This is a genomic window from Citrobacter europaeus (assembly GCA_020099315.1).
Lineage (GTDB): Bacteria > Pseudomonadota > Gammaproteobacteria > Enterobacterales > Enterobacteriaceae > Citrobacter > Citrobacter europaeus.
Genome location: CP083650.1, coordinates 3337111 through 3362572, shown reverse-complemented (window position 1 = coordinate 3362572; position 25462 = coordinate 3337111). Strand labels below are relative to the sequence as shown.

At 52.6% G+C, this 25462-nt stretch carries 21 protein-coding genes; 15 read left to right on the top strand and 6 right to left on the bottom strand.

Features of this window, described 5'->3' with window-relative positions:
- The first annotated feature begins 51 nt into the window (after positions 1-51).
- Genes yfcF through yfcD form a run of 3 tightly spaced genes read left to right on the top strand, consistent with a single transcriptional unit; the run spans position 52 to position 1905 of the window.
- A complete protein-coding gene (gene yfcF / locus LA337_15905; GenBank protein UBI14663.1) occupies positions 52-696 on the top strand; it encodes a glutathione transferase in 645 nt (214 codons plus the stop codon).
- 55 nt (positions 697-751) lie between these two features.
- Positions 752-1303, top strand: a complete 552-nt coding sequence (yfcE, locus tag LA337_15900) for a phosphodiesterase (GenBank protein UBI14662.1) — start codon at positions 752-754, stop codon at positions 1301-1303.
- Between the two features lie 56 nt (positions 1304-1359).
- Positions 1360-1905, top strand: a complete 546-nt coding sequence (yfcD, locus tag LA337_15895; protein UBI14661.1) for an NUDIX hydrolase YfcD — start codon at positions 1360-1362, stop codon at positions 1903-1905.
- Between the two features lie 50 nt (positions 1906-1955).
- Here the strand turns inward: yfcD and LA337_15890 are convergent, their stop codons facing one another.
- The 4 genes from LA337_15890 to ackA form a co-directional block, all read right to left on the bottom strand.
- Positions 1956-3044 (bottom strand): hypothetical protein, encoded by a 1089-nt coding sequence (locus LA337_15890; protein ID UBI14660.1) that lies wholly within the window; start codon positions 3042-3044, stop codon positions 1956-1958.
- A gap of 233 nt (positions 3045-3277) precedes the next feature.
- Entirely contained in the window at positions 3278-4798 is a 1521-nt protein-coding gene (yfcC, locus tag LA337_15885) for a putative basic amino acid antiporter YfcC (GenBank protein ID UBI14659.1), read from the bottom strand.
- A gap of 200 nt (positions 4799-4998) precedes the next feature.
- Positions 4999-7143, bottom strand: coding sequence for a phosphate acetyltransferase (pta, locus tag LA337_15880; GenBank protein ID UBI14658.1), 2145 nt, complete (start codon positions 7141-7143; stop codon positions 4999-5001).
- Positions 7144-7218: 75 nt separating this feature from the next.
- Positions 7219-8421 carry an acetate kinase gene (gene ackA / locus LA337_15875; GenBank protein UBI14657.1) on the bottom strand — a complete coding sequence of 401 codons (1203 nt, stop codon included), beginning with the start codon at positions 8419-8421 and terminating at the stop codon, positions 7219-7221.
- 339 nt (positions 8422-8760) lie between these two features.
- Here ackA and LA337_15870 point away from each other — a divergent pair, with 339 nt between their 5' ends.
- From LA337_15870 to LA337_15855, 4 genes are all read left to right on the top strand, one after another.
- Complete coding sequence (locus LA337_15870; GenBank protein UBI14656.1) at positions 8761-9216, top strand: DUF412 domain-containing protein; 456 nt, start codon at positions 8761-8763, stop codon at positions 9214-9216.
- Positions 9217-9299: 83 nt separating this feature from the next.
- Positions 9300-9794, top strand: coding sequence for a YfbU family protein (locus LA337_15865; protein UBI14655.1), 495 nt, complete (start codon positions 9300-9302; stop codon positions 9792-9794).
- Complete coding sequence (locus LA337_15860; GenBank protein ID UBI18487.1) at positions 9787-10464, top strand: sugar phosphatase; 678 nt, start codon at positions 9787-9789, stop codon at positions 10462-10464. Before LA337_15865 ends, LA337_15860 begins: the two co-directional genes overlap by 8 nt.
- Before the next feature lie 77 nt (positions 10465-10541).
- Complete coding sequence (locus tag LA337_15855) at positions 10542-12374, top strand: SLC13 family permease (GenBank protein ID UBI14654.1); 1833 nt, start codon at positions 10542-10544, stop codon at positions 12372-12374.
- 63 nt (positions 12375-12437) lie between these two features.
- Here the strand turns inward: LA337_15855 and yfbR are convergent, their stop codons facing one another.
- Positions 12438-13037 (bottom strand): 5'-deoxynucleotidase, encoded by a 600-nt coding sequence (gene yfbR, locus LA337_15850; GenBank protein ID UBI14653.1) that lies wholly within the window; start codon positions 13035-13037, stop codon positions 12438-12440.
- A gap of 83 nt (positions 13038-13120) precedes the next feature.
- Entirely contained in the window at positions 13121-14338 is a 1218-nt protein-coding gene (gene alaA, locus LA337_15845; GenBank protein ID UBI14652.1) for an alanine transaminase AlaA, read from the bottom strand.
- A 928-nt stretch (positions 14339-15266) separates the two neighbouring features.
- Here alaA and lrhA point away from each other — a divergent pair.
- The 8 genes from lrhA to nuoH all read left to right on the top strand — a co-directional run bounded on the left by lrhA (position 15267) and on the right by nuoH (position 25460).
- Positions 15267-16205, top strand: coding sequence for a transcriptional regulator LrhA (lrhA, locus tag LA337_15840; protein UBI14651.1), 939 nt, complete (start codon positions 15267-15269; stop codon positions 16203-16205).
- Between the two features lie 627 nt (positions 16206-16832).
- Positions 16833-17276: an NADH-quinone oxidoreductase subunit NuoA gene (gene nuoA, locus LA337_15835; GenBank protein ID UBI14650.1), complete on the top strand. Its 444-nt coding sequence runs from the start codon at positions 16833-16835 to the stop codon at positions 17274-17276.
- A 15-nt stretch (positions 17277-17291) separates the two neighbouring features.
- Positions 17292-17954: an NADH-quinone oxidoreductase subunit NuoB gene (gene nuoB / locus LA337_15830; protein UBI14649.1), complete on the top strand. Its 663-nt coding sequence runs from the start codon at positions 17292-17294 to the stop codon at positions 17952-17954.
- Positions 17955-18039: 85 nt separating this feature from the next.
- A complete protein-coding gene (gene nuoC / locus LA337_15825) occupies positions 18040-19842 on the top strand; it encodes an NADH-quinone oxidoreductase subunit C/D (protein UBI14648.1) in 1803 nt (600 codons plus the stop codon).
- Between the two features lie 2 nt (positions 19843-19844).
- Positions 19845-20345, top strand: coding sequence for an NADH-quinone oxidoreductase subunit NuoE (gene nuoE / locus LA337_15820; GenBank protein UBI14647.1), 501 nt, complete (start codon positions 19845-19847; stop codon positions 20343-20345).
- Positions 20342-21679, top strand: coding sequence for an NADH-quinone oxidoreductase subunit NuoF (gene nuoF, locus LA337_15815; protein ID UBI14646.1), 1338 nt, complete (start codon positions 20342-20344; stop codon positions 21677-21679). Before nuoE ends, nuoF begins: the two co-directional genes overlap by 4 nt.
- Positions 21680-21759: 80 nt before the next feature.
- Complete coding sequence (gene nuoG, locus LA337_15810; protein UBI14645.1) at positions 21760-24486, top strand: NADH-quinone oxidoreductase subunit NuoG; 2727 nt, start codon at positions 21760-21762, stop codon at positions 24484-24486.
- On the top strand, positions 24483-25460 hold the full coding sequence (gene nuoH, locus LA337_15805) for an NADH-quinone oxidoreductase subunit NuoH (protein UBI14644.1): 978 nt from the start codon (positions 24483-24485) through the stop codon (positions 25458-25460). The genes nuoG and nuoH overlap by 4 nt, the downstream gene beginning before the upstream one ends.
- The last annotated feature ends 2 nt before the right edge of the window (positions 25461-25462 follow it).

Here is a 25462-nt window from a genome sequence, read left to right as displayed (position 1 = left end):
AGAGAAAGACTCTATATTTTGAAGGCAAGCCAATACACTTCAGAGGACATTATGAGCAAATCTGCAATTACGCTGTGGTCAGATGCCAATTTTTTCTCCCCTTACGTGCTGTCTGTTTATGTCGCTCTGCAAGAGAAAGGGCTGCCTTTTACGCTGAAAACCGTTGATCTCAACAGCGGTGAACACTTGCAACCTTCATGGCAAGGCTATGCGTTGACGCGCCGCGTGCCGGTTCTTGAAATCGACGGTTTCGAGCTGAGCGAATCATCAGCGATTACTGAGTTCCTGGAAGAGCGCTTTGCGCCACCGCAGTGGGAGCGTATCTACCCACACGATGTACAAAAGCGCGCGCGGGCGCGTCAGGTTCAGGCGTGGATCCGCAGCGATTTAATGCCTATCCGTGAAGAACGATCAACGGATGTGGTTTTTGCTGGCGTGAAGAAGGGGCCATTAAGCGACGCGGGAAAAGCCAGTGCGGAAAAATTGTTCGCTACTGCGAGCAGTTTACTGAGTCACGGTAAGCAGAATTTATTTGGCGAATGGTGTATCGCTGACTGCGATTTAGCGCTAATGCTTAATCGTCTGGTTCTTAACGGCGATGAGGTTCCGCAGGCGCTTGCGGAATACGCCGCCTTCCAGTGGCAGCGCGCTTCTGTCCAGCGTTTTATCGCGCTTTCGGCGAAGCGTTCCTGCTGAAAAACGGGGCGTAATCCAGTATCATTACAAGGTAATTTTCAACGAGGAGTGAGTGATGAAACTGATGTTCGCATCGGACATTCATGGTTCGTTGCCAGCCACGGAACGCGTACTCGAACTGTTTAGCGCAAGCGGTGCGCAATGGCTGGTGATATTGGGTGATGTTTTAAACCATGGGCCGCGTAATGCGCTACCCCAGGGCTATGCGCCAGCGCAGGTTGCAGAGCGGCTGAATGAGCAGGCCGCGCGAATTATCGCGGTGCGTGGCAACTGCGACAGCGAAGTGGATCAGATGCTCCTGCATTTTCCGATGACCGCGCCGTGGCAGCAAATTCTGACCGAAAATCAGCGGCTCTTTTTGACGCACGGGCATCTTTTTGGTCCGCAAAATATGCCGGCGCTCAACGCAGGAGATGTGCTGGTTTACGGGCATACTCATCTGCCGGTCGCTGAGCGGCAGGGGGATGTTTACCACTTCAATCCCGGCTCGGTAAGCATCCCGAAAGGGGGCTTTGCGGCAAGTTACGGGATTCTGGATGATAATGTTCTCAGCGTAATGGCACTCAATGATCAAAGTGTTATTGCACAGGTCGAGATTAATCCGTAATTTACCCCACAAACATAAACGCGCCGTAAGAGCGCCAGAAAAAAGAAGGTTTCCTGATGGTGGAACAGCGTCGTTTGGCAAGTACGGAATGGGTGGATATTGTGAATGAAGACAACGAAGTCATTGCACAATCCAGCCGGGAACAAATGCGGGCGCAACGCTTACGCCATCGTGCGACGTATATCGTTGTGCACGATGGTATGGGCAAAATTCTGGTTCAGCGTCGCACTGAGACAAAAGATTTTTTGCCCGGCATGCTGGATGCCACCGCAGGCGGTGTCGTGCAGGCTGACGAGCAGTTACTGGACTCAGCGCGCCGTGAAGCGGAAGAGGAACTGGGGATTGCGGGCGTGCCGTTTGCCGAGCATGGGCAGTTTTATTTTGAAGACCAGAACTGTCGCGTGTGGGGCGGGCTGTTTAGCTGCGTCTCCCACGGGCCGTTTGCGCTTCAGGAAGAAGAAGTGAGTGAAGTTTGCTGGCTGACGCCGGAAGAAATTACCGCGCGCTGCGACGAGTTCACGCCGGACTCACTGAAAGCCCTGGCGCTGTGGATGACCCGCAACGCCAAGAATGAATCGCTGAAAGAAGAAGAAACGGAATAAGACGTTAACCGTTACCGCAACGCTAAAACTCGTTGCGGTAGCGATGTTGATTACGGATGAGTCAGAGTGATGACCGTCGGAATATTAACCGTTCCTCCGGTTAAGGCGCTTCTTTCGATAATCGCAAGGTGGGCAGATAGATTTAATGTTCCGTTGCCCGATGCGTCATAATTTAAATACCGGGAGTCAAGCGTCACTGCTTTCGTCAAATCTAAGCCAGAAAGGTAATCTGCTCCGCTAGATGTCAGTATATAACCTAATCCCACGCCAACACCCTTGGCGCTGCCGCTGGTATTGACCAGCTTATTATCTTTTACCTGGTTGCTGGAAAGATTTATCACCAGACTCGGGTTGCCGTAGCAGTTTTGCAGCTTTATTGAAAAGGGCGTTTCATTAACTGTGTCCCAGGCATATAAGTCCTCCACCGTTGTCTGCCCCAGATTGACGACTTCTTCTGCTTTAAATGCGCCGCACCCGGCGGTAGTAATGGTTACCGGTCCGTTTAAATAAACATCAATTTGCCCTCCGGCGGTGGAACTGTTGGTCACTTCGCCTACTTTTTGTCGGGTGGCAAATACCTGCTTGCCGGCTGCCTGGGCCGGGTCAAACTCGGCGGTGGTGTAGAATGTCAGCGTAAAGGTCGCGGTGGCATTCATCAGCAACTGTGCGCTTGAGTTGTTTGCACAACCCCAAACGCTTGCAGGTTCAGTCTGGTTCACGCTACTGTCGTTGGACATATAGATGGGCATTTTTTCCCAGCCGGTCCAGTAGCCAGCAGGCGGCGTTAAATTCGCGGCCAGGGTAAAGTAGAGACCGGGAATGGATTTATCGACTAATGAACCTTTATTGTTGTTAGGGTCCATCGGGTAGGATACGTTGTCAACGCGCGTAAAAATAACTTTAATGCTTTGTTTATTTTCGTTTTTCCCCCAGTAGGAAATCCCGGTGCTATTGGTTTTTACCAGAACGTCAGCGGTACTCGGCAAATAGCTTTGTCCGCTGGCGGCGATATTGATATCTGCATCAATGGTGGCATTTTGGTCGGAGGTATTGCCAATCATAAACGTACAGCCTGCTGCCCATACCGCACGTAAAGGGGCGATAAGCAGCATTAGCATAATAAGTGTATTTCGCGTCATGATGTTTTTATAAGAGTGAATTGAGAGAGTAGGGTAACATGGCGGTTTTTCAAAAATCTATTGATGAAGTCTTATTTTATGATTTTATAAATATAATTTTTGTGAATACTTTAATTTAATACATACCGATGATTGTATTTTATAATGTTATTAGCGAGGTTGTTTTATTAAGCAATGATAAATATCGGAAGCGTGACGAATGCTTCCGATATTAAATATAGATAAAAATTAAATTAATGGTAACCCATTATCTGTGCGCCGATCACCACCACGCTGGACATAATAAACAGCAGTCCCAACAGCGTGGCGCCAACCTTCAGCCAGTTTCGAAAATCCACCCGGCAAACGCCTAACGTTGCCATCAGCGATGCCGACGTTGGATAGATAATATGACTGAAGCCGTCGCCAAACTGGAAGGCCAGCACGGTGACCTGACGGTTTACGCCAACCAGATCGCCCAATGGCGCTAATAACGGCATGGTCAACGCGGCCTGACCAGAGCCGGAAGTCACAAAGAAATTAAACACCGCCTGGAACAGCAGCATAAACCACGCTGCGATGGCGTTATCCAGCCCGCTAATGCCGTTGGCAATGCTGTTTAGCAGGGTGTTTAGCACGCTGGCTTCGCCCGCCTCACCGTTGCCGACCAGCAGTAATATGCCTTTAGCAAAACCGACCAGCAGGGCAGGGGCAATCATCATGCGCGCCCCCTCGGTAAACGAGGAGGCCATGACGTTGACCGTCATGCCGTTGAGCCGAAAGACCACGCCGATAATGCCAATCACCAGCCCCATGGTGAAGAACTGGCTGGCGATTTCCGGAATAAACCACGCGTTGACGATAACGCCCCAGACCACCCAAATCATCACCGCTGTCAGCACCAGCAGCACCAGCCAGTCGCCCAGCGTGAAGCGTCGTTCCACAACCTCGTCCTGCTGCTCGCGAAAGAAGCGGTCGGACTCATGAACCCGGGACAATAGCGGATTCTTTTTGATGCGCGCCGCGTAGGCCAGCGTGAAGGTCAGGCCAATCATCGTGGCAATGATCCACACCACGATGCGCAGACCGGAACCAGAGAGCACCGGCACGCCCGCAATACCCTGCGCGACCACCACGCAGAACGGGTTCATCCACGAGCTGGCAAAGCCAATCTGAGTCGCGATATAGGTAACCAGAACGGTGGTGATACTGTCGTAACCCAGGCGCACCATCAGCGGAGCAATGATAATGGCAAAGGCGACGGCCTCTTCCCCCATGCCAAACACTGCGCCACCTAAGGAGAAAAGAATAAACAGCACCGGGATAAACAGGACTTCGTTCCCGCGCGTATGGCGGATCAGCGCCAGGATGCCGTTATCGATGGTTCCGGTACGCATAACGATGCCGAATGCGCCGCCAATCACCAGCATAAACATAATAATGCCGACGGCGGTGCCGAATTTCGATCCGGAGGTTAACCCTTCAAATGGAAAATTCATCAGGCCCGGGCGTTCATCACCGGTGGTGAAAAATTGCACCCGGTGATACTGCTCTTCACCCGCGTCGTTGGTCAGAATTCGAAAAGAGTGGGGATCGACCACCTTACGGGTTTTGGTTTGTCCATCAACCTGATACTGCACTTCCTGGCTATCGAACATCCCGACGGGAACAACCCATGTCGCCAGACTGGTTAAAATGGCGACGAAAAAAATAATCACCAGCGTATCGGGCATCGCCCATTTTCTGGCTGGCTGTGATTCTGTTACTGCTGACATGAAAGACTATCCCTGTTGCAATGCAAAAGAGAGTAAGTATGCAAACAGGAGAATAGTTATTCATTGATGCAGCGCATCCTGACAAATGTTTCAGAATATGCCACAGGGAAAAACAGAGATAAAAAAACCGGAAATATCATCTATTTCCGGTTTGATAAGCACAGGTATTGCCGGATAAGACATCCGGCACACCCGGCAGATTACTGCTGCTGTTGGGAAGACTGGATCGCGGTCAGAGCGATGGTGTAGACGATATCGTCTACCAGCGCGCCACGAGACAGGTCGTTCACCGGCTTGCGCATACCCTGCAGCATCGGCCCGATGGAGATCAGGTCGGCAGAACGCTGTACCGCTTTGTAGGTGGTGTTACCGGTGTTCAGATCCGGGAAGATGAACACGGTAGCGCGACCTGCAACCGGAGAGTTCGGTGCTTTGGATTTTGCTACGTCAGCCATAACAGCGGCGTCATACTGCAGCGGACCATCGATCATCAGGTCAGGACGTTTTTCCTGCGCCAGACGAGTCGCTTCACGCACTTTCTCTACGTCGCTACCTGCACCAGAGGTGCCGGTGGAGTAGGAGAGCATCGCTACGCGCGGTTCGATACCGAAGGCAATGGCGGATTCTGCGGACTGAATCGCGATTTCTGCCAGCTGCTCTGCAGTCGGATCCGGGTTGATCGCGCAGTCGCCGTAAACGTAAACCTGTTCCGGCAGCAGCATGAAGAACACGGAAGACACCAGGGAGCTACCCGGCGCAGTTTTGATCAGCTGCAGCGGCGGACGAATGGTGTTTGCGGTGGTGTGAACTGCACCAGAAACCAGGCCGTCAACGTCGTCCTGCTCCAGCATCAGGGTACCGAGAACCACGTTGTCTTCCAGCTGTTCGCGGGCAACGGTTTCGGTCATACCTTTGTTTTTACGCAGTTCGACCAGACGAGCAACGTAGCTTTCGCGAACCACATCTGGATCAACGATTTCTACGCCAGCGCCCAGTTCAACACCCTGAGAGGCCGCAACACGAGTGATCTCATCCGGGTTACCCAGCAGTACGCAGGTTGCGATACCACGTTCGGCACAGATAGCCGCCGCTTTAACGGTACGCGGTTCGTCGCCTTCAGGCAGAACAACGCGCTTGCCAGCTTTACGTGCCAGCTCAGTCAACTGATAACGGAACGCCGGCGGAGACAGACGACGGCTGCGCTCAGAGGTCGCGGTCAGGGATTCAATCCAGTCAGCGTTGATGTAGTTAGCAACGTATTCCTGAACTTTCTCAATGCGCTCGTGATCGTCAACCGGAACTTCCAGGTTGAAGCTCTGCAGGCTCAGAGAGGTCTGCCAGGTGTTGGTATTCACCATGAATACCGGCAGGCCGGTTTCAAATGCACGTTCGCACAGCTTAGTGATGCGCGCGTCCATTTCATAGCCGCCAGTCAGCAGCAGGGCGCCGATTTCTACGCCGTTCATGGCCGCCAGGCATGCTGCAACCAGCACGTCAGGACGATCTGCGGAAGTTACCAGCAGGGAGCCTGCGCGGAAGTGCTCCAGCATGTGCGGGATGCTACGTGCGCAGAAAGTCACAGACTTCACGCGACGGGTATTGATATCGCCTTCGTTAACGATGGTGGCGTTCAGGTGACGCGCCATATCGATTGCACGAGTAGCAATCAGATCGAAGCTCCATGGCACCGCGCCCAGAACCGGCAGCGGGCTGGATTCTTGCAGTTTGGCCGGATCAACTTTGATCACTTTCGCTTTGGAAGAGTCGTCGAAAATCTCGGACAGATCCGGGCGAGTACGGCCCTGCTCATCAACCGGTGCGTTCAGTTTGTTAACGATTACGCCGGTGATGTTGGTGTTTTTCGCGCCGCCGAAGCTGCTGCGAGTCAGTTCAATACGCTCGTTCAGCTGTTCCGGGGTATCGGTGCCCTGAGACATCACGAAGACGATTTCCGCGTTCAGCGTTTTTGCGATTTCGTAGTTCAGAGACTGTGCGAACTGATGTTTACGGGTTGGGACCAGGCCTTCAACCAGTACAACTTCAGCGTCTTTGGTGTTCGCGTGGTAGTTCGCGATGATCTCTTCCATCAGCACATCTTTCTGATTGCTGGACAGCAGAGACTCAACGTGGCTCATCTTCAGCGGCTCAGCGGCTGGCAGAGAAGAGTTAGCACGGACGATGCTGGTAGTCTGGTCTGGCGCATCGCCACCGGCACGCGGTTGAGCGATCGGCTTGAAGACGCTCAGACGAACGCCTTTGCGTTCCATTGCGCGGATCACGCCAAGGCTGACGCTGGTCAGACCGACGCTGGTTCCGGTAGGGATCAGCATAATAATACGGGACACGGTTTATCCTCTTTCGTTACCGCCAATTTAGACGGGTTACAAAACAGCACCGCCAGCTAGGCTGGCGGTGTGAAATCAGGCAGTCAGGCGGCTCGCGTCTTGCGCGATAACCAGTTCTTCGTTGGTTGGGATAACCAGCGCAGGACGGGTACCTTCTTTGTTGATGAAACCAGATTTGCCGAAACGTGCGGCCAGGTTACGTTCGTGGTCAACGTCAAAGCCCAGAACGCCCAGTTTGCCCAGAGACAGTTCACGAACCATCGCTGCGTTTTCACCGATACCACCGGTGAAGACAACGGCATCCAGACGACCATCCATCAGCGCGGTGTAAGCACCGATGTATTTCGCCAGACGGTGGCAGTAAACGTCCATTGCACGTTTAGCGTCTTCTTTAGTGGCGTAGTTATCTTCAACATAACGGCAGTCGCTGGTGACTTCGGTCAGACCCAGCAGGCCGGACTCTTTGGTCAGCATTTTGTTGATCTGGTCAACGCTCATGCCCAGGGTATCGTGCAGGTGGAAGATGATCGCCGGGTCGATGTCACCGGAACGCGTACCCATCACCAGACCTTCCAGCGGGGTCAGACCCATGGAGGTATCAACACATTTACCGTTACGGATAGCAGATACAGAACCGCCGTTGCCCAGGTGGCAAGTGATGATGTTCAGCTCATCAACCGGTTTGTTCAGCACTTTTGCCGCTTCCTGAGTGACGAAGAAGTGGCTGGTACCGTGCGCGCCGTAACGACGAACGCCGTGTTCTTTGTACAGGCTGTACGGCAGAGCATAGAGGTAAGACTCTTCCGGCATAGTCTGATGGAACGCGGTGTCGAATACAGCTACGTTTTTGTCTTTCAGATTCGGGAAGGATTTCAGCGCTTCTGCGATACCGATCAGGTGAGCCGGGTTATGCAGCGGTGCGAAAGAGGCGGAATCTTTGATGCCCTGGATAACAGAATCATCGATAACCACGGAGCTGGTGTACTTCTCGCCGCCGTGTACGATACGGTGACCAATAGCGGTCAATTGCGCGGACAATTCTGGTTTTTGTGCCAGAATAGTGTTAACGATAAAGTTCAGCGCTTCACTGTGAGCGGCGCCTGCACCTAAAGCCGCTTCTTGTTTACCGCCGTCCATTTTCCACTTGATACGTGCTTCTGGGAGATGGAAACATTCGGCTAAACCAGAGAGGTATTCTTCACCGTTTACTGCATCGATGATGGCAAATTTCAGTGAGGAGCTACCGCAGTTCAGAACCAGTACTAACTTACTCGACATGGAAGTACCTATTTATGATACGTGGCTAAAAAAACGTCAGGGAGTCATAGAGCGTAGCGCATGATGACACCGACGTTTATGATTAACATCATGCGCCATTGTCTTTTTGGGCACGATGGAATAAATACCTTTGAGTCTATGTCATTTTGCGTATTTTTCAGGCAATGGCATACTATATGCCAATTTGACGACTCAATGATTTTGGACTAAAGGCCTTACAGGCCGGCACAGGATACCTGAATGTGGGTATCAAAGACAAAATGTTTTGAACGATGTCCCTTGTAGTTGTTGTTTTGCACAATTTTTTTAATTTTTATATGTGAAGTTGAGGTAACCGCCATGTCGACACCGGATAATCGTTCCGTCAATTTTTTTAGCTTGTTTCGCCGGGGGCAGCACTATGCGAAGACGTGGCCAATGGAAAAGCGCCTCGCGCCCGTGTTTGTTGAGAACCGCGTGATTCGCATGACGCGTTACGCAATCCGTTTTATGCCACCCATCGCTGTCTTCACCTTATGCTGGCAAATTGCGCTCGGCGGGCAGTTGGGACCGGCCGTGGCGACTGCGCTGTTTGCGCTCAGCCTGCCGATGCAGGGCATGTGGTGGCTGGGTAAACGTTCTGTAACGCCGCTGCCGCCTTCAATACTCAACTGGTTCTACGAAGTTCGGGGTAAATTGCAAGAGGCCGGGCAGGCGCTCTCACCGGTAGAAGGAAAGCCTGATTACCAGGCGCTGGCTGACACGCTTAAGCGCGCCTTCAAACAACTGGATAAAACTTTCCTCGATGATTTGTAATTGACCCCTGATTACGCATATAAAAGAAGGCACAAGATGCCTTCTTTTTTTTCATCGCAGTAGCAGTGATACAGGAGTCCCAAATGGAAATGACCAACGCTCAACGTCTGATTTTGTCGAATCAGTACAAAATGATGACTATGCTCGATCCCACTAACGCCGAGCGTTATCGTCGTTTGCAGACGATTATTGAACGCGGTTACGGCTTGCAGATGCGCGAGCTGGATCGTGAGTTTGGTGAGCTGACGGAAGAAACCTGTCGTACGATTATCGATATTATGGAGATGTATCACGCATTACATGTGTCCTGGACTAACCTTAAAGACGCGCAGGCTATTGATGAGCGTCGCGTGACCTTCCTCGGTTTTGACGCCGCAACGGAAGCCCGTTTCCTCGGGTACGTTCGTTTTATGGTTAATGTGGAAGGTCGTTATACCCACTTCGATGCAGGTACGCATGGCTTCAACGCCCAGACCCCGATGTGGGAAAAATATCAGCGTATGCTGAATGTCTGGCACTCTTGCCCGCGCCAGTATCACCTGAGCGCGAATGAAATTAACCAAATCATTAATGCCTGAGGGGGCGAGCGTGCAGTGCAAAGGTTTTCTGTTTGATCTGGATGGAACACTGGTCGATTCCTTACCCGCGGTAGAACGCGCGTGGTGCAACTGGGCCGATCGTTTTGGCCTCGATCATGCCGAGGTGCTCGGCTTTATTCATGGCAAGCAGGCCATTACCTCCCTGCGACACTTTATGGTGGGAAAATCTGAGGCTGAGATCGCCGCGGAATTCACCCGCCTGGAGCAGATCGAAGCGACGGAAACCGCTGGGATCACCGCGCTGCCGGGGGCGGTTGATTTACTCAACCACCTCAATAAAGCGGGTATTCCATGGGCGATTGTGACCTCTGGATCTATGCCTGTCGCGCGGGCGCGCCACCGTGTCGCGGGGCTTCCTGCTCCTGAAGTGTTTGTCACCGCCGAGCGGGTAAAAAGAGGGAAGCCAGAGCCAGACGCCTATCTGCTCGGCGCGCAGCTTCTGGGTCTTGCGCCACAGGAATGCGCGGTGGTGGAAGATGCGCCTGCCGGAGTGCTCTCAGGACTGGCTGCAGGGTGTCATGTGATAGCGGTCAACGCGCCTGCGGATACGCCGCGTCTGGATGAGGTCGATTTTTCGCTGACCAGTCTGGAACATATTTCTGTGACCAAACAACCCAACGGAAATGTGGTCGTGGTAAGAAATACCTGATCATGATTTAGCCCCAGATTGCTGGGGCTTTTTTATGGCAGAATCGACTCATCCCTCTCATTTAACAAGGATATGTTGTGAACGGTGAATTGATATGGGTTCTCTCATTGCTGGCGATTGCCGTCGTTTTGTTTGCAACTGGCAGAGTGCGTATGGATGCGGTCGCTTTGCTGGTCATTATTGCCTTTGTTCTCAGCGGAACATTGAGCATCACAGAAGCCTTTTCCGGATTCAGCGATCCTAACGTTATTTTGATAGCGGCTTTATTCATTATCGGCGATGGCCTGGTGCGTACTGGGGTGGCGACGGTAATGGGAGCCTGGCTGGTGAAGGTGGCTGGCAGCAGTGAAGTCAAAATGCTGGTGTTGCTGATGATTACCGTCGCCGGGCTTGGTGCGTTTATGAGTTCGACCGGCGTGGTCGCCATCTTTATTCCGGTGGTCCTAAGCGTTTCCATGCGCATGGAAATTTCCCCTTCACGCCTGATGATGCCACTGAGTTTTGCAGGACTAATCAGCGGCATGATGACGCTGGTGGCGACGCCGCCCAACCTGGTCGTCAACAGTGAATTGTTGCGCGAAGGACTTAACGGTTTCAGTTTTTTTAGCGTTACCCCGATGGGGCTGGTGGTCCTGGTGCTTGGCATAATTTATATGCTGCTGATGCGCTTTATGCTCAAGGGGGAAGATTCCGGCCAGCCGGGAGACGGCTGGAAACGCCGGACCTTTCGCGATCTGATTAAAGAATATCGCCTGACCGGGCGCGCGCGTCGCCTGGCGATTCGTCCGGGCTCTCCTATGATAGGCCAGCGTCTGGACGACCTGAAACTGCGTGAGCGCTACGGGGCAAACGTGATTGGCGTGGAGCGCTGGCGTCGCTTTCGTCGCGTGATCGTTGACGTAAACGGGGTTTCTGAGTTTCGCGCCCGTGACGTGCTGCTGATTGATATGTCTGCAGCGGATGTCGATCTGCGAGAGTTTTGCAGTGAGCAACTGCTGGAGCCGATGGTACTGCGCGGCGAATACTTCTCCGAGCAGGCGCTTGACGTGGGGATGGCCGAAATCTCTCTGATCCCTGAGTCGGAATTGATCGGCAAAACGGTACGGGAAATCGCTTTTCGTACGCGTTACGGGCTGAATGTCGTTGGGCTGAAGCGTGATGGTACAGCGCTGGCCGGAGCGGTGGTTGATGAGCCGCTGTTGATGGGCGATATCATTTTAGTGGTGGGAAACTGGAAGCTTATCACGCTGCTTGGACAAAAAGGGCGCGATTTTGTGGTGCTGAATATGCCCGTGGAAGTCAGTGAAGCTTCTCCGGCGCACAGCCAGGCGCCGCATGCGATTTTCTGCCTGGTGCTGATGGTCGCCCTGATGCTCACTGATGAAATTCCCAATACGGTTGCCGCGATCATCGCCTGTCTGCTGATGGGGAAATTTCGTTGTATCGATGCCGAAAGCGCCTATAAAGCGATTCACTGGCCGAGCATTATTTTGATTGTCGGGATGATGCCCTTCGCGCTGGCCTTACAAAAAACCGGCGGTGTCGATCTGGTGGTGAAAGGGCTGATGGACGTCGGCGGTGGGTATGGTCCGTATATGATGCTGGGCTGCCTGTTCGTGCTGTGCGCGACCATCGGGTTATTTATCTCCAACACCGCGACGGCGGTGCTGATGGCGCCAATCGCGCTGGCGGCAGCAAAGTCGATGGGTGTTTCGCCTTATCCTTTTGCGATGGTGATTGCGATGGCGGCATCCGCGGCCTTTATGACGCCGGTTTCTTCGCCAGTAAACACGCTGGTGCTCGGGCCTGGCAACTACAGTTTTAGCGATTTTGTGAAGATTGGCGTGCCGTTTACCATCATTGTGATGGTGGTGTGCGTGGTGATGATCCCGATGCTGTTCCCGTTTTGATTTTTATATGCCGGATGGAGGCTAACATCCTGTCCGGCATATCAAGGTAACGTCGGTGCAAACTTACAATGGTGAATCCTGGCTTATTTCATCTAATGAGAGGTGAAAGCTCGGGACGAATACGTCCATAAAGTAGTCCATCTCCTCGCTGCGTCGCGATTCCAGCGTTTTTTCCAGACGCGTTTTAGCCAGCAGAAACTCGTTGTTACCGGCGGAGAGTTCCTCCAGACACTTCAGATATGCGCACAGGGCATCGGCCTGTTTAACAATCGATCTCTCTTCTTCACTCAAGGCATGTTCATCAATGAGCGGCGCAAAAATATCGCGCAGTTCATCAGGAACCATATCGACCAGCTTTTGCTGGGCAATTTTCTCTATCGCTTTATATTCCTGGGCAATCTGCGAGTTGAAGTATTTCACCGGGGTAGGGAGATCGCCGGTCAACACCTCTGACGCATCGTGATACATCGCCAGTAGGGCAATACGCTCAGCATTCACCTGACCACCAAATTTACGGTTTTTGATCGCGGCCAGCGCATGAGCAACCATGGCAACCTGCAGACTGTGTTCGGACACGTTTTCGGTGCGCACATTGCGCATCAGCGGCCAGCGATTAATGAGTTTCAGACGGGAGAGGTGGGCAAAAAAGTGGCTCTGCTTCATAACGACCCTTACTCAGTGACTTCAGTAACGGTATTTTGCGCAGAGAGTGCTACCGGATGCAAACCCGGTAGCACTTTGCGGGGTTACAGCTGGCGATAACCCGACAGGAAACGCTCAAATTTACTCAACGACATTTCGATATCATCAATTCGCGGCAGCGTAACGATGCGGAAATGATCCGGCCACGGCCAGTTGAACGCCGTCCCCTGCACCAGCAGAACTTTCTCCTGCAGCAGGAAGTCGAGCACCATCTTCTGGTCGTCATGAATGTTGAAGCGTTTAGCATCAATTTTCGGGAACATATACAGTGCGCCGCGCGGTTTTACGCAAGAGACGCCGGGAATGTCATTGAGCAGTTCCCATGCACGGTTGCGTTGTTCATACAGACGCCCACCAGGCATGATGAATTCGCTGATGCTCTGGTATCCGCCCAGCGCGGTCTGAATAGCATGTTGCGCCGGAACGTTGGCACATAAGCGCATAGAGGCCAGCATCTCAAGACCTTCAATATACCCCTTGGCATGTTTTTTCGGTCCGTTCAGCACCATCCAGCCCTGACGGAAACCAGCAACGCGATAGGTTTTTGACAGGCCGTTGAAGGTGATGGTCAGCAGGTCCGGAGCCATTGCCGCGATGGAGTGGTGTTCAGCGTCATCGTAGAGAATTTTGTCGTAAATCTCATCCGCAAAGATGATGAGGTTGTTCTGGCGAGCAATCTCAACAATCTCCATCAGCAGCTCTTTAGAATAAACAGCGCCGGTTGGGTTGTTTGGGTTGATGATGACGATCCCGCGGGTACGCGGTGTAATTTTGGCGCGGATATCATCGAGGTCCGGGAACCAGTCTGATGATTCGTCACACAGGTAGTGCACGGCATTACCGCCGGAGAGCGAAACCGCCGCCGTCCACAGTGGATAATCAGGGGCAGGAACCAGCATTTCGTCCCCGCTATTCAGCAATGCCTGCATAGCCTGCACAATTAATTCAGAAACGCCGTTACCGATATAAATATCTTCCACGGTGACGTCGCGCATACCACGGGCCTGGTAATGCTGCATAATCGCTTTACGGGCGGAATAAAGACCTTTTGAGTCGCAATATCCTTGCGCTGTTGGCAAATTGCGGATCACATCCACCAGAATTTCATCTGGCGCTTCAAACCCGAATGGCGCCGGGTTGCCGATGTTCAGTTTCAGAACTTTATTGCCTTCTTCTTCCAGGCGCTTTGCTTCCTTCAGAACCGGGCCGCGAATGTCATAACAGACGTTTTCTAATTTGCTGGATTTTTCAATGGGGGACATGAACGTTGACCTTTTTAGCTGTGAATGCCACTCCCTGCCATGGAAGTCAGCCCAGCACAATGTACTCCCACGGCGGTGAGTTTTGAAGGGTCTTTAGTAGAACATTTTGAAAAGCCATGAAGTTATAATTAACTGTTAACAACTAAATGATGCAATTATCATAGAATAATAATCTGGTTAACTGTATTTTATTAGTTATATGATTTGCTATGAAGGTTTGGTTGTGGTGATTTGTCTGGTCAAAAAAAGTTAAGGTTGTAAAGCGAAATGTCACCGACGTCTAAGCTGGATGAGGCAATTCGAAAATACTGAGGTTTTAGCTGCGGGGGTTGTTATCGGTCTGATCCGTCCGTGATACGGTGTAAATCCATTGTTAAGCATAATTAATGAATTGAGGGATTCTTAATTAATTATTATTTAATATTTAAATGGCATCAAATTGAGTGGGCTAATAATAGGGAAACTGCTGCCAGGACATAACACGAATTTGCCTGGAATTATTCACGATAACACTTATAAATATAGTGGTTTTAGGTTAAGATAAGTCCCATGAAATGGTAAGTAGTCTGAATTTTAAGATAATTCAAATGTTGGTTGGTTGTTCCTAACATACTGAAAAGATAGTTCTTAATGTGTAAATTATTGTTCGTTAACTTTTTTTTAAATTTACAAAATTTACATGTTTTCCATAAGTCAGAATCATCCAGCAGCTAAAAATCCGGCTCTTTCTCGTTGCTATATTCCGATGAATATCACGGGTATTAAAATAGCTCAGAAAGAGAATTGTTTCGTTTGTTAAACCAAATACATCCTTATTTTCACTTGGTTACACTAAGCGAAACTGCGAGGGAGGCACATTACAAATGGAGTTGTTTGATTCCAAATGCACAGCATTAACCCGGTATGACCCGCGAGTAAGTGAAAAACTATGATAAATGCAAATCGTCCGATAATTAACCTCGACCTCGATCTGCTGAGAACCTTCGTTGCTGTTGCCGACCTGAATACCTTTGCGGCTGCGGCAGCTGCGGTATGTCGAACTCAGTCTGCGGTGAGTCAGCAAATGCAGCGTCTTGAGCAACTCGTGGGGAAAGAGTTGTTCGCACGCCATGGACGCAACAAGCTACTGACCGAACATGGTATACAACTGTTGGGTTACGCCAGAAAAATACTGCGTTTTAATGATGAGGCATGCTCATCATTAATGTTTAATAATCTTCAGGGAGTGTTAACTATCGGTGCTTCTGATGAATCCGCCGATACCATACTGCCTTTCCTGCTCAACCGTATAAGTTCGGTTTATCCGAAGCTTGCGCTGGATGTGAGAGTCAAGCGTAACGCTTATATGGTGGATATGCTGAAGTCGCAAGAAGTGGATTTGGTGGTTACCACCAACCGACCAGGCGATTTTGAATGTCTGAATCTGCGTACCTCGCCAACACACTGGTACTGCGCTGCCGAATATATTCTGCAAAAGGGTGAGCCGGTACCGTTGGTTCTGCTGGACGATCCGAGTCCGTTTCGCGATATCGTGCTGGCGACATTAAACGCCGCACAGATCCCATGGCGTCTGGCATATGTCGCTTCAACATTACCCGCGGTTCGTGCGGCGGTAAAAGCAGGGCTCGGCGTCACTGCGCGTCCTGTTGAAATGATGAGTCCGGATTTGCGCGTCCTGGGTGCCGCCGACGGATTGCCGCCATTGCCTGATACTGAGTATCTGTTGTGCTGCGATCCGTCCACGCAAAATGAGCTGGCAGACGTTATCTTTAAGTCGATGCAAACGTATCAAAATCCTTGGCAATACAATCAGTTTACCCCTGAAGGGGGAGATGACTCGCTGATTGTTGAAGGCGACTTTGAGTAACCCGTCACAAAAAACAGTTTTAAAATGTAAGTGTAAAAAAGAGCCGCTGATGCTGAAAGAACATCCAGCGGCTCTTTTTTTATGCAAATATTGCCGCTTTATGTCATTTGCTATACTAAAACTTAACAAAATCAGAAGGTAAAAAAATGGCCTGATGTTAGACTAAAAAATAATCAGCAGCATTGCTAATTGTTTCCATGTTAAAAAACTAGAGAAATTGTTGCTGTTTTTTATGGTGAATTAACAAAAGCGTGTCACAGATCAAGAAAATACTCCCATTTAGGGGGAGGCATCTGGGTGAATTCCTGTCAAAATAGACGAGTATTATCTTTTTTACTTCACTACGGACACGATTCAACAACGTTAAAAATGACCGATGATGCGATCGAAATTGGTCTAAATAGCACTTTATGTTAATGAAGTTGGATTGGTGTAAAATAATGTGAGGAAACTTTTGTTAAAGTTGACAAAAGGTTATAGAAAGGAGTAAAAAACCCCATCAATTAGCTGTATAAAATGGTTTTTCACAGTGATTGTAAGGTTTTTTTTATTCCTCCCCATGAATCGATGTGGCGTTCATCTGCCGAAAAGAGCAGAGAATTTGGCGCTACTTTTGATGAGTAAGCAATGAGTATGTCAACATCCACTGAAATCATCGCTCATCACTGGGCATTCGCTATCTTTCTTATTGTTGCCATTGGCCTGTGCTGCCTGATGCTCGTCGGCGGCTGGTTTTTAGGTGGTCGCGCGCGCGCGAGATCTAAAAACGTGCCGTTTGAATCAGGTATCGACTCGGTCGGCACCGCCCGCTTGCGCCTGTCTGCCAAGTTTTATCTGGTAGCCATGTTCTTCGTTATCTTCGACGTTGAAGCGCTGTATCTGTTCGCATGGTCAACTTCTATCCGTGAAAGCGGCTGGATTGGCTTTGTGGAAGCTGCAATTTTTATTTTTGTGTTACTGGCAGGTCTGGTTTATCTGGTGCGTATTGGCGCGCTGGACTGGACGCCCGCGCGTTCACGCCGCGAGCGTATGAACCCGGAAACGAACAGTATCGCTAATCGTCAACGCTAACCGCGAGGCATTAAGATGGATTATACGCTCACCCGCATAGATCCTAACGGTGAGAACGACCGTTACCCCCTGCAAAAACAGGAGATCGTAACCGACCCCCTGGAGCAAGAAGTTAACAAAAACGTGTTCATGGGCAAGCTGCATGACATGGTTAACTGGGGCCGTAAAAACTCAATTTGGCCATATAACTTTGGCCTTTCCTGCTGCTACGTTGAGATGGTGACCTCGTTTACCGCCGTGCACGATGTGGCCCGTTTTGGTGCGGAAGTACTGCGTGCATCGCCGCGTCAGGCTGACCTGATGGTGGTAGCCGGAACCTGCTTTACCAAAATGGCACCGGTTATTCAGCGCCTCTACGATCAGATGCTGGAACCGAAATGGGTTATCTCCATGGGCGCATGCGCCAACTCCGGCGGTATGTACGACATCTATTCTGTGGTGCAGGGCGTTGATAAATTTATTCCGGTTGATGTGTACATCCCGGGATGTCCGCCGCGTCCGGAAGCGTATATGCAGGCTCTGATGCTGCTGCAAGATTCGATTGGCAAAGAACGCCGTCCGCTCTCCTGGGTGGTTGGCGATCAGGGCGTTTATCGCGCCAATATGCAGTCAGAACGCGAGCGTAAACGCGGCGAACGTATTGCTGTAACGAATCTTCGTACACCAGACGAGATTTAATTTGCGCCTGTCGGCAGCAGCACTTCCTTCGCTTATCACTACATAAATAGCGCGAAGCACTGCCGACCACCACGGACCATTTGCAATGGTGAACAATATGACCGACTTAACCGCGCAAGACGCCGCATGGCAAACACGGGATCACCTTGATGACCCGGTCATTGGCGAACTGCGCAACCGTTTTGGGCCGGATGCCTTTACCGTTCAGGCGACTCGCACCGGGGTACCCGTTGTTTGGGTCAAGCGTGAACAACTACTGGAAGTTGGCGATTTCTTAAAGAGACTGCCGAAACCTTACGTCATGCTGTTTGACTTACACGGCATGGACGAACGTCTGCGTACGCACCGCGAAGGGTTACCTGCCGCGGATTTTTCCGTTTTCTATCACCTGATCTCCATTGAACGCAATCGCGATATCATGCTCAAGGTGGCATTGTCTGAAAACGATCTGCGCGTACCGACTTTCACCAAACTGTTCCCGAACGCCAACTGGTATGAGCGTGAAACCTGGGAAATGTTTGGCATCGATATCGAAGGCCACCCGCACCTGACGCGTCTGCTGATGCCGTCTACATGGGAAGGTCATCCGCTGCGTAAAGACTACCCGGCGCGTGCGACCGAATTCGATCCGTTTGAGCTGACCAAAGCCAAGCAGGATCTGGAAATGGAAGCGCTGACCTTCAAACCAGAAGACTGGGGTATGAAGCGTAGTACCGAAAACGAGGACTTCATGTTCCTCAACCTCGGTCCTAACCACCCGTCTTCTCACGGTGCTTTCCGTATTGTGCTGCAGCTTGATGGCGAAGAAATCGTCGACTGCGTACCTGACATCGGCTACCACCACCGTGGCGCTGAAAAGATGGGTGAACGTCAGTCCTGGCACAGTTATATTCCGTACACTGACCGTATCGAGTACCTCGGCGGCTGCGTTAACGAAATGCCTTATGTACTGGCCGTTGAGAAACTGGCTGGTATCACCACGCCGGATCGCGTTAACGTGATTCGCGTGATGCTGTCTGAACTGTTCCGTATCAACAGCCACCTGCTGTATATCTCCACGTTCATTCAGGACGTCGGCGCAATGACTCCGGTATTCTTCGCCTTTACCGACCGTCAGAAAATCTATGACGTCGTGGAAGCGATCACCGGTTTCCGTATGCACCCGGCCTGGTTCCGTATCGGCGGCGTGGCGCACGATCTGCCGCGCGGTTGGGACAAGCTGCTGCGTGACTTCCTCGACTGGATGCCAAAACGTCTGGATTCCTACGAGAAAGCGGCGCTGCGTAACACCATCCTGAAAGGCCGTTCGCAGGGCGTTGCCGCTTACGGCAAGAAAGAAGCGCTGGACTGGGGTTGTACCGGTGCTGCGTTGCGCGCGACTGGTATTGATTTCGACGTGCGTAAAGCGCGTCCGTACTCTGGCTACGAAAACTTTGACTTTGAAGTTCCGGTTGGCGGCGGTGTGTCCGACTGCTATACCCGCGTGATGCTGAAAGTTGAAGAGCTGCGCCAGAGTCTGCGCATCCTTGAGCAGTGCCTCAATAACATGCCGGAAGGCCCGTTCAAAGCGGATCATCCGCTGACGACGCCGCCGCCGAAAGAGCGCACGCTGCAACATATCGAAACCCTGATCACCCACTTCCTGCAGGTTTCGTGGGGACCGGTTATGCCGGCAAACGAGTCCTTCCAGATGGTGGAAGCGACCAAGGGTATCAACAGTTACTACCTGACCAGCGATGGCAGCACCATGAGTTATCGTACCCGTATCCGTACCCCGAGCTATGCGCACCTGCAGCAGATCCCGGTAGCGGTACGTGGCAGCCTGGTGTCCGACCTGATCGTCCATCTGGGTAGTATCGATTTTGTTATGTCAGATGTGGACCGCTAATTATGCACGAGAATCAACAACCACAAACCGAGGCTTTTGAGCTGAGTGCGGCTGAGCGTGAAGCGATTGAGCACGAGAAGCACCACTACGAAGACCCGCGTGCGGCGTCCATTGAAGCGCTGAAAATCGTTCAGAAACAGCGTGGCTGGGTGCCGGATGGCGCGATCTATGCGATCGCGGATGTGCTGGGTATCCCGGCAAGCGACGTAGAAGGTGTTGCCACGTTCTATAGCCAGATCTTCCGCCAGCCGGTAGGTCGCCACGTGATCCGCTACTGCGACAGCGTGGTGTGCCATATCAACGGCTACCAGGGGATCCAGGCTGCGCTTGAGAAAAAACTCAACATCAAGCCGGGGCAGACGACCTTTGACGGTCGTTTTACGCTGCTGCCAACCTGTTGCCTGGGGAACTGCGATAAAGGGCCAAACATGATGATCGATGAGGATACTCACGCTCACCTGACCCCGGAAGGCATTCCCGAACTGCTGGAGCGGTATAAATGAAAGACATTATCCGTACTCCCGAAACGCATCCGCTGACCTGGCGTCTGCGTGATGACAAACAGCCGGTATGGCTGGACGAATACCGTAGCAAGAACGGCTACGAAGGTGCGCGAAAGGCCCTGACCGGGCTGTCACCGGATGAAATCGTTAATCAGGTAAAAGACGCTGGCCTGAAAGGGCGCGGCGGCGCGGGCTTTTCCACCGGTCTGAAGTGGAGCCTGATGCCGAAAGACGAATCCATGAACATCCGTTACCTGCTGTGTAACGCCGATGAAATGGAACCGGGCACCTATAAGGACCGTCTGCTGATGGAGCAGCTGCCGCACCTGCTGGTGGAAGGCATGCTGATCTCCGCGTTTGCGCTGAAAGCGTACCGTGGTTACATCTTCCTGCGCGGTGAATATATCGAAGCGGCCGTGCATCTGCGTCGCGCGATCGCCGAAGCGACCGAAGCCGGTCTGCTTGGCAAAAACATCATGGGCACCGGTTTTGACTTCGAACTGTTTGTCCACACCGGGGCAGGGCGTTATATCTGCGGTGAAGAAACCGCGCTGATTAACTCCCTCGAAGGTCGCCGTGCTAACCCGCGTTCCAAGCCGCCGTTCCCGGCAAGCTCTGGCGCATGGGGTAAGCCGACCTGCGTAAACAACGTTGAAACCCTGTGTAACGTACCGGCTATCCTCGCGAACGGCGTGGAGTGGTACCAGAACATTTCGAAGAGCAAAGACGCAGGCACCAAGCTGATGGGCTTCTCCGGTCGTGTGAAGAATCCTGGCCTGTGGGAACTGCCTTTCGGTACTACCGCGCGTGAGATCCTCGAAGATTACGCGGGCGGCATGCGCGATGGCCTGAAGTTTAAAGCCTGGCAGCCTGGCGGCGCGGGTACTGACTTCCTGACCGAGGCGCACCTTGACCTGCCAATGGAATTCGAAAGCATCGGTAAAGCAGGCAGCCGTCTGGGTACCGCGCTGGCAATGGCCGTCGATCACGAGATCGGCATGGTTCCACTGGTGCGTAACCTTGAAGAGTTCTTTGCCCGCGAGTCCTGCGGCTGGTGTACGCCGTGCCGTGACGGTCTGCCGTGGAGTGTGAAAATTCTGCGCGCGCTGGAGCGTGGCGAAGGCCAGCCAGGGGATATCGAGACACTTGAGCAACTGTGTCGTTTCCTCGGCCCGGGTAAAACCTTCTGTGCACACGCACCGGGTGCGGTGGAACCGCTGCAGAGCGCCATTAAATATTTCCGCGAAGAATTCGAAGCTGGCATCAAGCAGTCCTTCAGCAATACCCATCAGATTGGTGGTATTCAGCCGAACCTGCTGAAAGAGCGCTGGTAATTGCAGGTTAACCCCTGCATCGCGATAAGTAATTCGATTAACGCTCGGTTACGACCGAGCCAACTGGAAGCATGCTGACTATGGCTACGATTCATGTAGACGGCAAAGAATATGAGGTCAACGGAGCGGACAACCTGCTGGAAGCTTGTCTGTCTCTCGGCCTTGATATTCCGTACTTTTGCTGGCACCCGGCGCTGGGAAGCGTCGGTGCTTGCCGCCAGTGTGCGGTGAAGCAATATCAGAACGCGGAAGACACGCGTGGTCGCCTGGTGATGTCTTGTATGACACCGGCCACCGAAGGCACCTTTATTTCTATTGATGACGAAGAAGCGAAGCAGTTCCGCGAAAGCGTAGTGGAGTGGTTGATGACTAACCACCCGCACGACTGTCCGGTTTGTGAAGAGGGCGGTAACTGCCACCTTCAGGATATGACCGTCATGACCGGTCATAGCTTCCGTCGCTACCGCTTCACGAAGCGTACGCACCGCAACCAGGACCTGGGGCCGTTCATCTCTCATGAAATGAACCGCTGCATCGCCTGCTATCGCTGCGTACGTTACTACAAAGATTACGCCGATGGCGCGGATCTGGGCGTCTATGGCGCACATGACAACGTCTACTTCGGTCGTCCGGAAGACGGTACGCTCGAAAGCGAATTCTCCGGCAACCTGGTCGAAATTTGTCCGACCGGCGTCTTCACCGATAAAACGCACTCCGAGCGTTATAACCGTAAATGGGACATGCAGTTTGCGCCGAGCATCTGCCAGCAGTGTTCCATCGGCTGTAACACCAGCCCGGGCGAGCGCTACGGTGAACTGCGTCGTATCGAAAACCGTTATAACGGTACCGTTAACCATTACTTCCTCTGCGACCGTGGTCGTTTTGGCTATGGTTACGTGAACCTGAAAGACCGTCCGCGTCAGCCGGTACAGCGTCGTGGCGATGACCTGATCACGCTGAACGCCGAACAGGCGATGCAGGGCGCGGCAGATATTCTGCGTCAGTCGAAGAAAGTGATTGGTATCGGCTCCCCGCGCGCCAGCGTTGAAAGCAACTTCGCACTGCGCGAACTGGTCGGTGCGGATAACTTCTATACCGGTATCGCCCAGGGCGAGCAGGAACGTCTGCAGCTGGCGCTGAGCGTACTGCGTGACGGCGGTATTCATACTCCGGCACTGCGCGAAATCGAATCCTACGATGCGGTTCTGGTGCTGGGCGAAGATGTCACCCAGACCGGCGCGCGCGTTGCGCTGGCTGTGCGTCAGGCGGTGAAAGGTAAAGCACGCGAAATGGCGGCGGCGCAGAAAGTGGCAGACTGGCAGATTGCGGCCATCCTCAACATCGGCCAGCGCGCCAAGCATCCGCTGTTCGTCACCAACGTCGATAACACCCGTCTGGATGATATCGCCGCATGGACCTACCGTGCGCCGGTTGAAGATCAGGCGCGTTTAGGTTTCGCTATCGCCCACGCGCTGGATAACAACGCCCCGGCGGTTGACGGTATCGATCGTGACCTGCAGAACAAAATTGACGTTATCGTTCAGGCCTTGGCCGGAGCGAAGAAACCACTGATTATTTCCGGTACCAACGCCGGTAGCGCCGAGGTGATTCAGGCGGCTGCCAACGTGGCGAAGGCGCTGAAAGGTCGGGGCGCTGATGTCGGCATCACCATGATTGCTCGCTCTGTTAACAGCATGGGCCTGGGTATGATTGGCGGTGGTTCCCTTGAGGATGCGCTGACCGAGCTGGAAACAGGTCGTGCTGACGCCGTTGTGGTGCTGGAAAATGACCTGCATCGCCATGCTTCAGCTACGCGTGTGAACGCCGCGCTGGCGAAAGCGCCACTGGTACTGGTCGTTGATCATCAGCGTACGGCAATTATGGAAAACGCCCATCTGGTGCTTTCCGCCGCAAGCTTCGCCGAAAGTGATGGTACGGTGATTAACAACGAAGGCCGCGCCCAACGCTTCTTCCAGGTCTACGACCCGTCCTACTACGACAGCAACACCGTCATGCTGGAAAGCTGGCGCTGGCTGCACTCGCTGCACAGCACCGTGCAGAGCCGTGAAGTAGACTGGACGCAGCTTGACCACGTCATCGACGCGGTCGTTGAGAAGCTGCCGCAACTGGCGGGTATTAAAGATGCCGCGCCGGATGCAACCTTCCGTATTCGTGGACAGAAACTGGCACGTGAACCGCACCGCTACAGCGGTCGTACCGCAATGCGCGCCAACATCAGCGTACACGAACCGCGCCAGCCGCAGGACAAAGACACCATGTTCGCTTTCTCGATGGAAGGGAACAACCAACCGTCTGCGCCGCGTTCACAAATTCCGTTTGCCTGGGCACCAGGCTGGAACTCCCCACAGGCGTGGAATAAGTTCCAGGATGAAGTGGGCGGTAAACTGCGTCATGGCGACCCAGGCGTGCGTCTGATCGAAGCTTCTGCGGATGGGATGGATTACTTCACTACCGTTCCGGCGAGCTTCCAGGCTCAGGATGGTCAGTGGCGTATCGCGCCTTACTACCATCTGTTTGGTAGCGACGAAATGTCACAACGTGCGCCGGTCTTCCAGACCCGTATGCCGCAGCCGTACATTAAACTCAATCCGGCTGATGCCGCGAAGTTGGGGGTTAATGCCGGTACGCGCGTTTCTTTCAGCTACGATGGCAACACGGTTACGCTGCCGGTTGAAATCGCTGAAGGATTAACGGCAGGGCAGGTTGGTTTGCCGATGGGTATGCCTGGCATCGCGCCGGTACTGGCAGGTGCGCGTCTTGAGGATCTGCAGGAGGCACAACAATGAGTTGGATTACACCCGATCTGATTGAGATCCTGCTGAGCATTCTCAAAGCGGTCGTGATCCTGCTGGTGGTGGTCACCTGCGGGGCATTCATGAGCTTTGGCGAACGTCGTCTGCTGGGTCTGTTCCAGAACCGTTACGGACCGAACCGTGTTGGCTGGGGCGGTTCGCTCCAGCTGGTTGCGGACATGATCAAGATGTTCTTTAAAGAAGACTGGATCCCGAAATTCTCGGATCGCGTCATCTTTACCCTGGCACCAATGATCGCCTTCACCTCGCTGCTGCTGGCTTTCGCCATCGTGCCGGTGAGTCCGAACTGGGTGGTCGCTGACCTGAACATCGGGATCCTGTTCTTCCTGATGATGGCAGGTCTCGCGGTATACGCGGTACTGTTCGCCGGCTGGTCCAGTAACAACAAATACTCCCTGCTCGGTGCGATGCGTGCGTCTGCGCAAACGCTGAGCTACGAAGTGTTCCTCGGACTTTCCCTTATGGGCGTGGTGGCGCAGGCCGGCTCATTTAACATGACCGACATCGTCAACAACCAGGCTGATATCTGGAACGTAATTCCGCAGTTCTTTGGTTTTGTCACCTTTGCCATCGCGGGCGTGGCGGTGTGTCACCGTCATCCTTTCGACCAGCCAGAAGCCGAGCAGGAACTGGCCGACGGTTACCACATTGAATATTCCGGTATGAAATTCGGTCTGTTCTTCGTGGGTGAGTACATCGGTATCGTCACCATTTCTGCACTGATGGTTACCCTGTTCTTCGGTGGCTGGCATGGCCCGTTCTTACCGCCATTCGTCTGGTTCGCGCTGAAAACCGCGTTCTTCATGATGATGTTCATTTTGATTCGTGCGTCGTTACCGCGTCCTCGTTATGACCAGGTAATGTCCTTCGGCTGGAAAGTCTGTCTGCCGCTGACGCTCGTCAACTTGCTGGTAACGGCGGCTGTCATTCTGTGGCAGGCGCAATAAGG

Bases quoted from the DNA above. Each gene is read 5' to 3' on its own strand.
- yfcF (UBI14663.1), top strand. From the start codon at position 52: ATGAGCAAATCTGCAATTACGCTGTGGTCAGATGCCAATTTTTTCTCC.
- yfcE (UBI14662.1), top strand. From the start codon at position 752: ATGAAACTGATGTTCGCATCGGACATTCATGGTTCGTTGCCAGCCACG.
- yfcD (UBI14661.1), top strand. From the start codon at position 1,360: ATGGTGGAACAGCGTCGTTTGGCAAGTACGGAATGGGTGGATATTGTG.
- LA337_15890 (UBI14660.1), bottom strand. From the start codon at position 3,044: ATGACGCGAAATACACTTATTATGCTAATGCTGCTTATCGCCCCTTTA.
- yfcC (UBI14659.1), bottom strand. From the start codon at position 4,798: ATGTCAGCAGTAACAGAATCACAGCCAGCCAGAAAATGGGCGATGCCC.
- ackA (UBI14657.1), bottom strand. From the start codon at position 8,421: ATGTCGAGTAAGTTAGTACTGGTTCTGAACTGCGGTAGCTCCTCACTG.
- LA337_15870 (UBI14656.1), top strand. From the start codon at position 8,761: ATGTCGACACCGGATAATCGTTCCGTCAATTTTTTTAGCTTGTTTCGC.
- LA337_15865 (UBI14655.1), top strand. From the start codon at position 9,300: ATGGAAATGACCAACGCTCAACGTCTGATTTTGTCGAATCAGTACAAA.
- LA337_15860 (UBI18487.1), top strand. From the start codon at position 9,787: ATGCCTGAGGGGGCGAGCGTGCAGTGCAAAGGTTTTCTGTTTGATCTG.
- yfbR (UBI14653.1), bottom strand. From the start codon at position 13,037: ATGAAGCAGAGCCACTTTTTTGCCCACCTCTCCCGTCTGAAACTCATT.
- alaA (UBI14652.1), bottom strand. From the start codon at position 14,338: ATGTCCCCCATTGAAAAATCCAGCAAATTAGAAAACGTCTGTTATGAC.
- lrhA (UBI14651.1), top strand. From the start codon at position 15,267: ATGATAAATGCAAATCGTCCGATAATTAACCTCGACCTCGATCTGCTG.
- nuoA (UBI14650.1), top strand. From the start codon at position 16,833: ATGAGTATGTCAACATCCACTGAAATCATCGCTCATCACTGGGCATTC.
- nuoB (UBI14649.1), top strand. From the start codon at position 17,292: ATGGATTATACGCTCACCCGCATAGATCCTAACGGTGAGAACGACCGT.
- nuoC (UBI14648.1), top strand. From the start codon at position 18,040: ATGGTGAACAATATGACCGACTTAACCGCGCAAGACGCCGCATGGCAA.
- nuoE (UBI14647.1), top strand. From the start codon at position 19,845: ATGCACGAGAATCAACAACCACAAACCGAGGCTTTTGAGCTGAGTGCG.
- nuoF (UBI14646.1), top strand. From the start codon at position 20,342: ATGAAAGACATTATCCGTACTCCCGAAACGCATCCGCTGACCTGGCGT.
- nuoG (UBI14645.1), top strand. From the start codon at position 21,760: ATGGCTACGATTCATGTAGACGGCAAAGAATATGAGGTCAACGGAGCG.
- nuoH (UBI14644.1), top strand. From the start codon at position 24,483: ATGAGTTGGATTACACCCGATCTGATTGAGATCCTGCTGAGCATTCTC.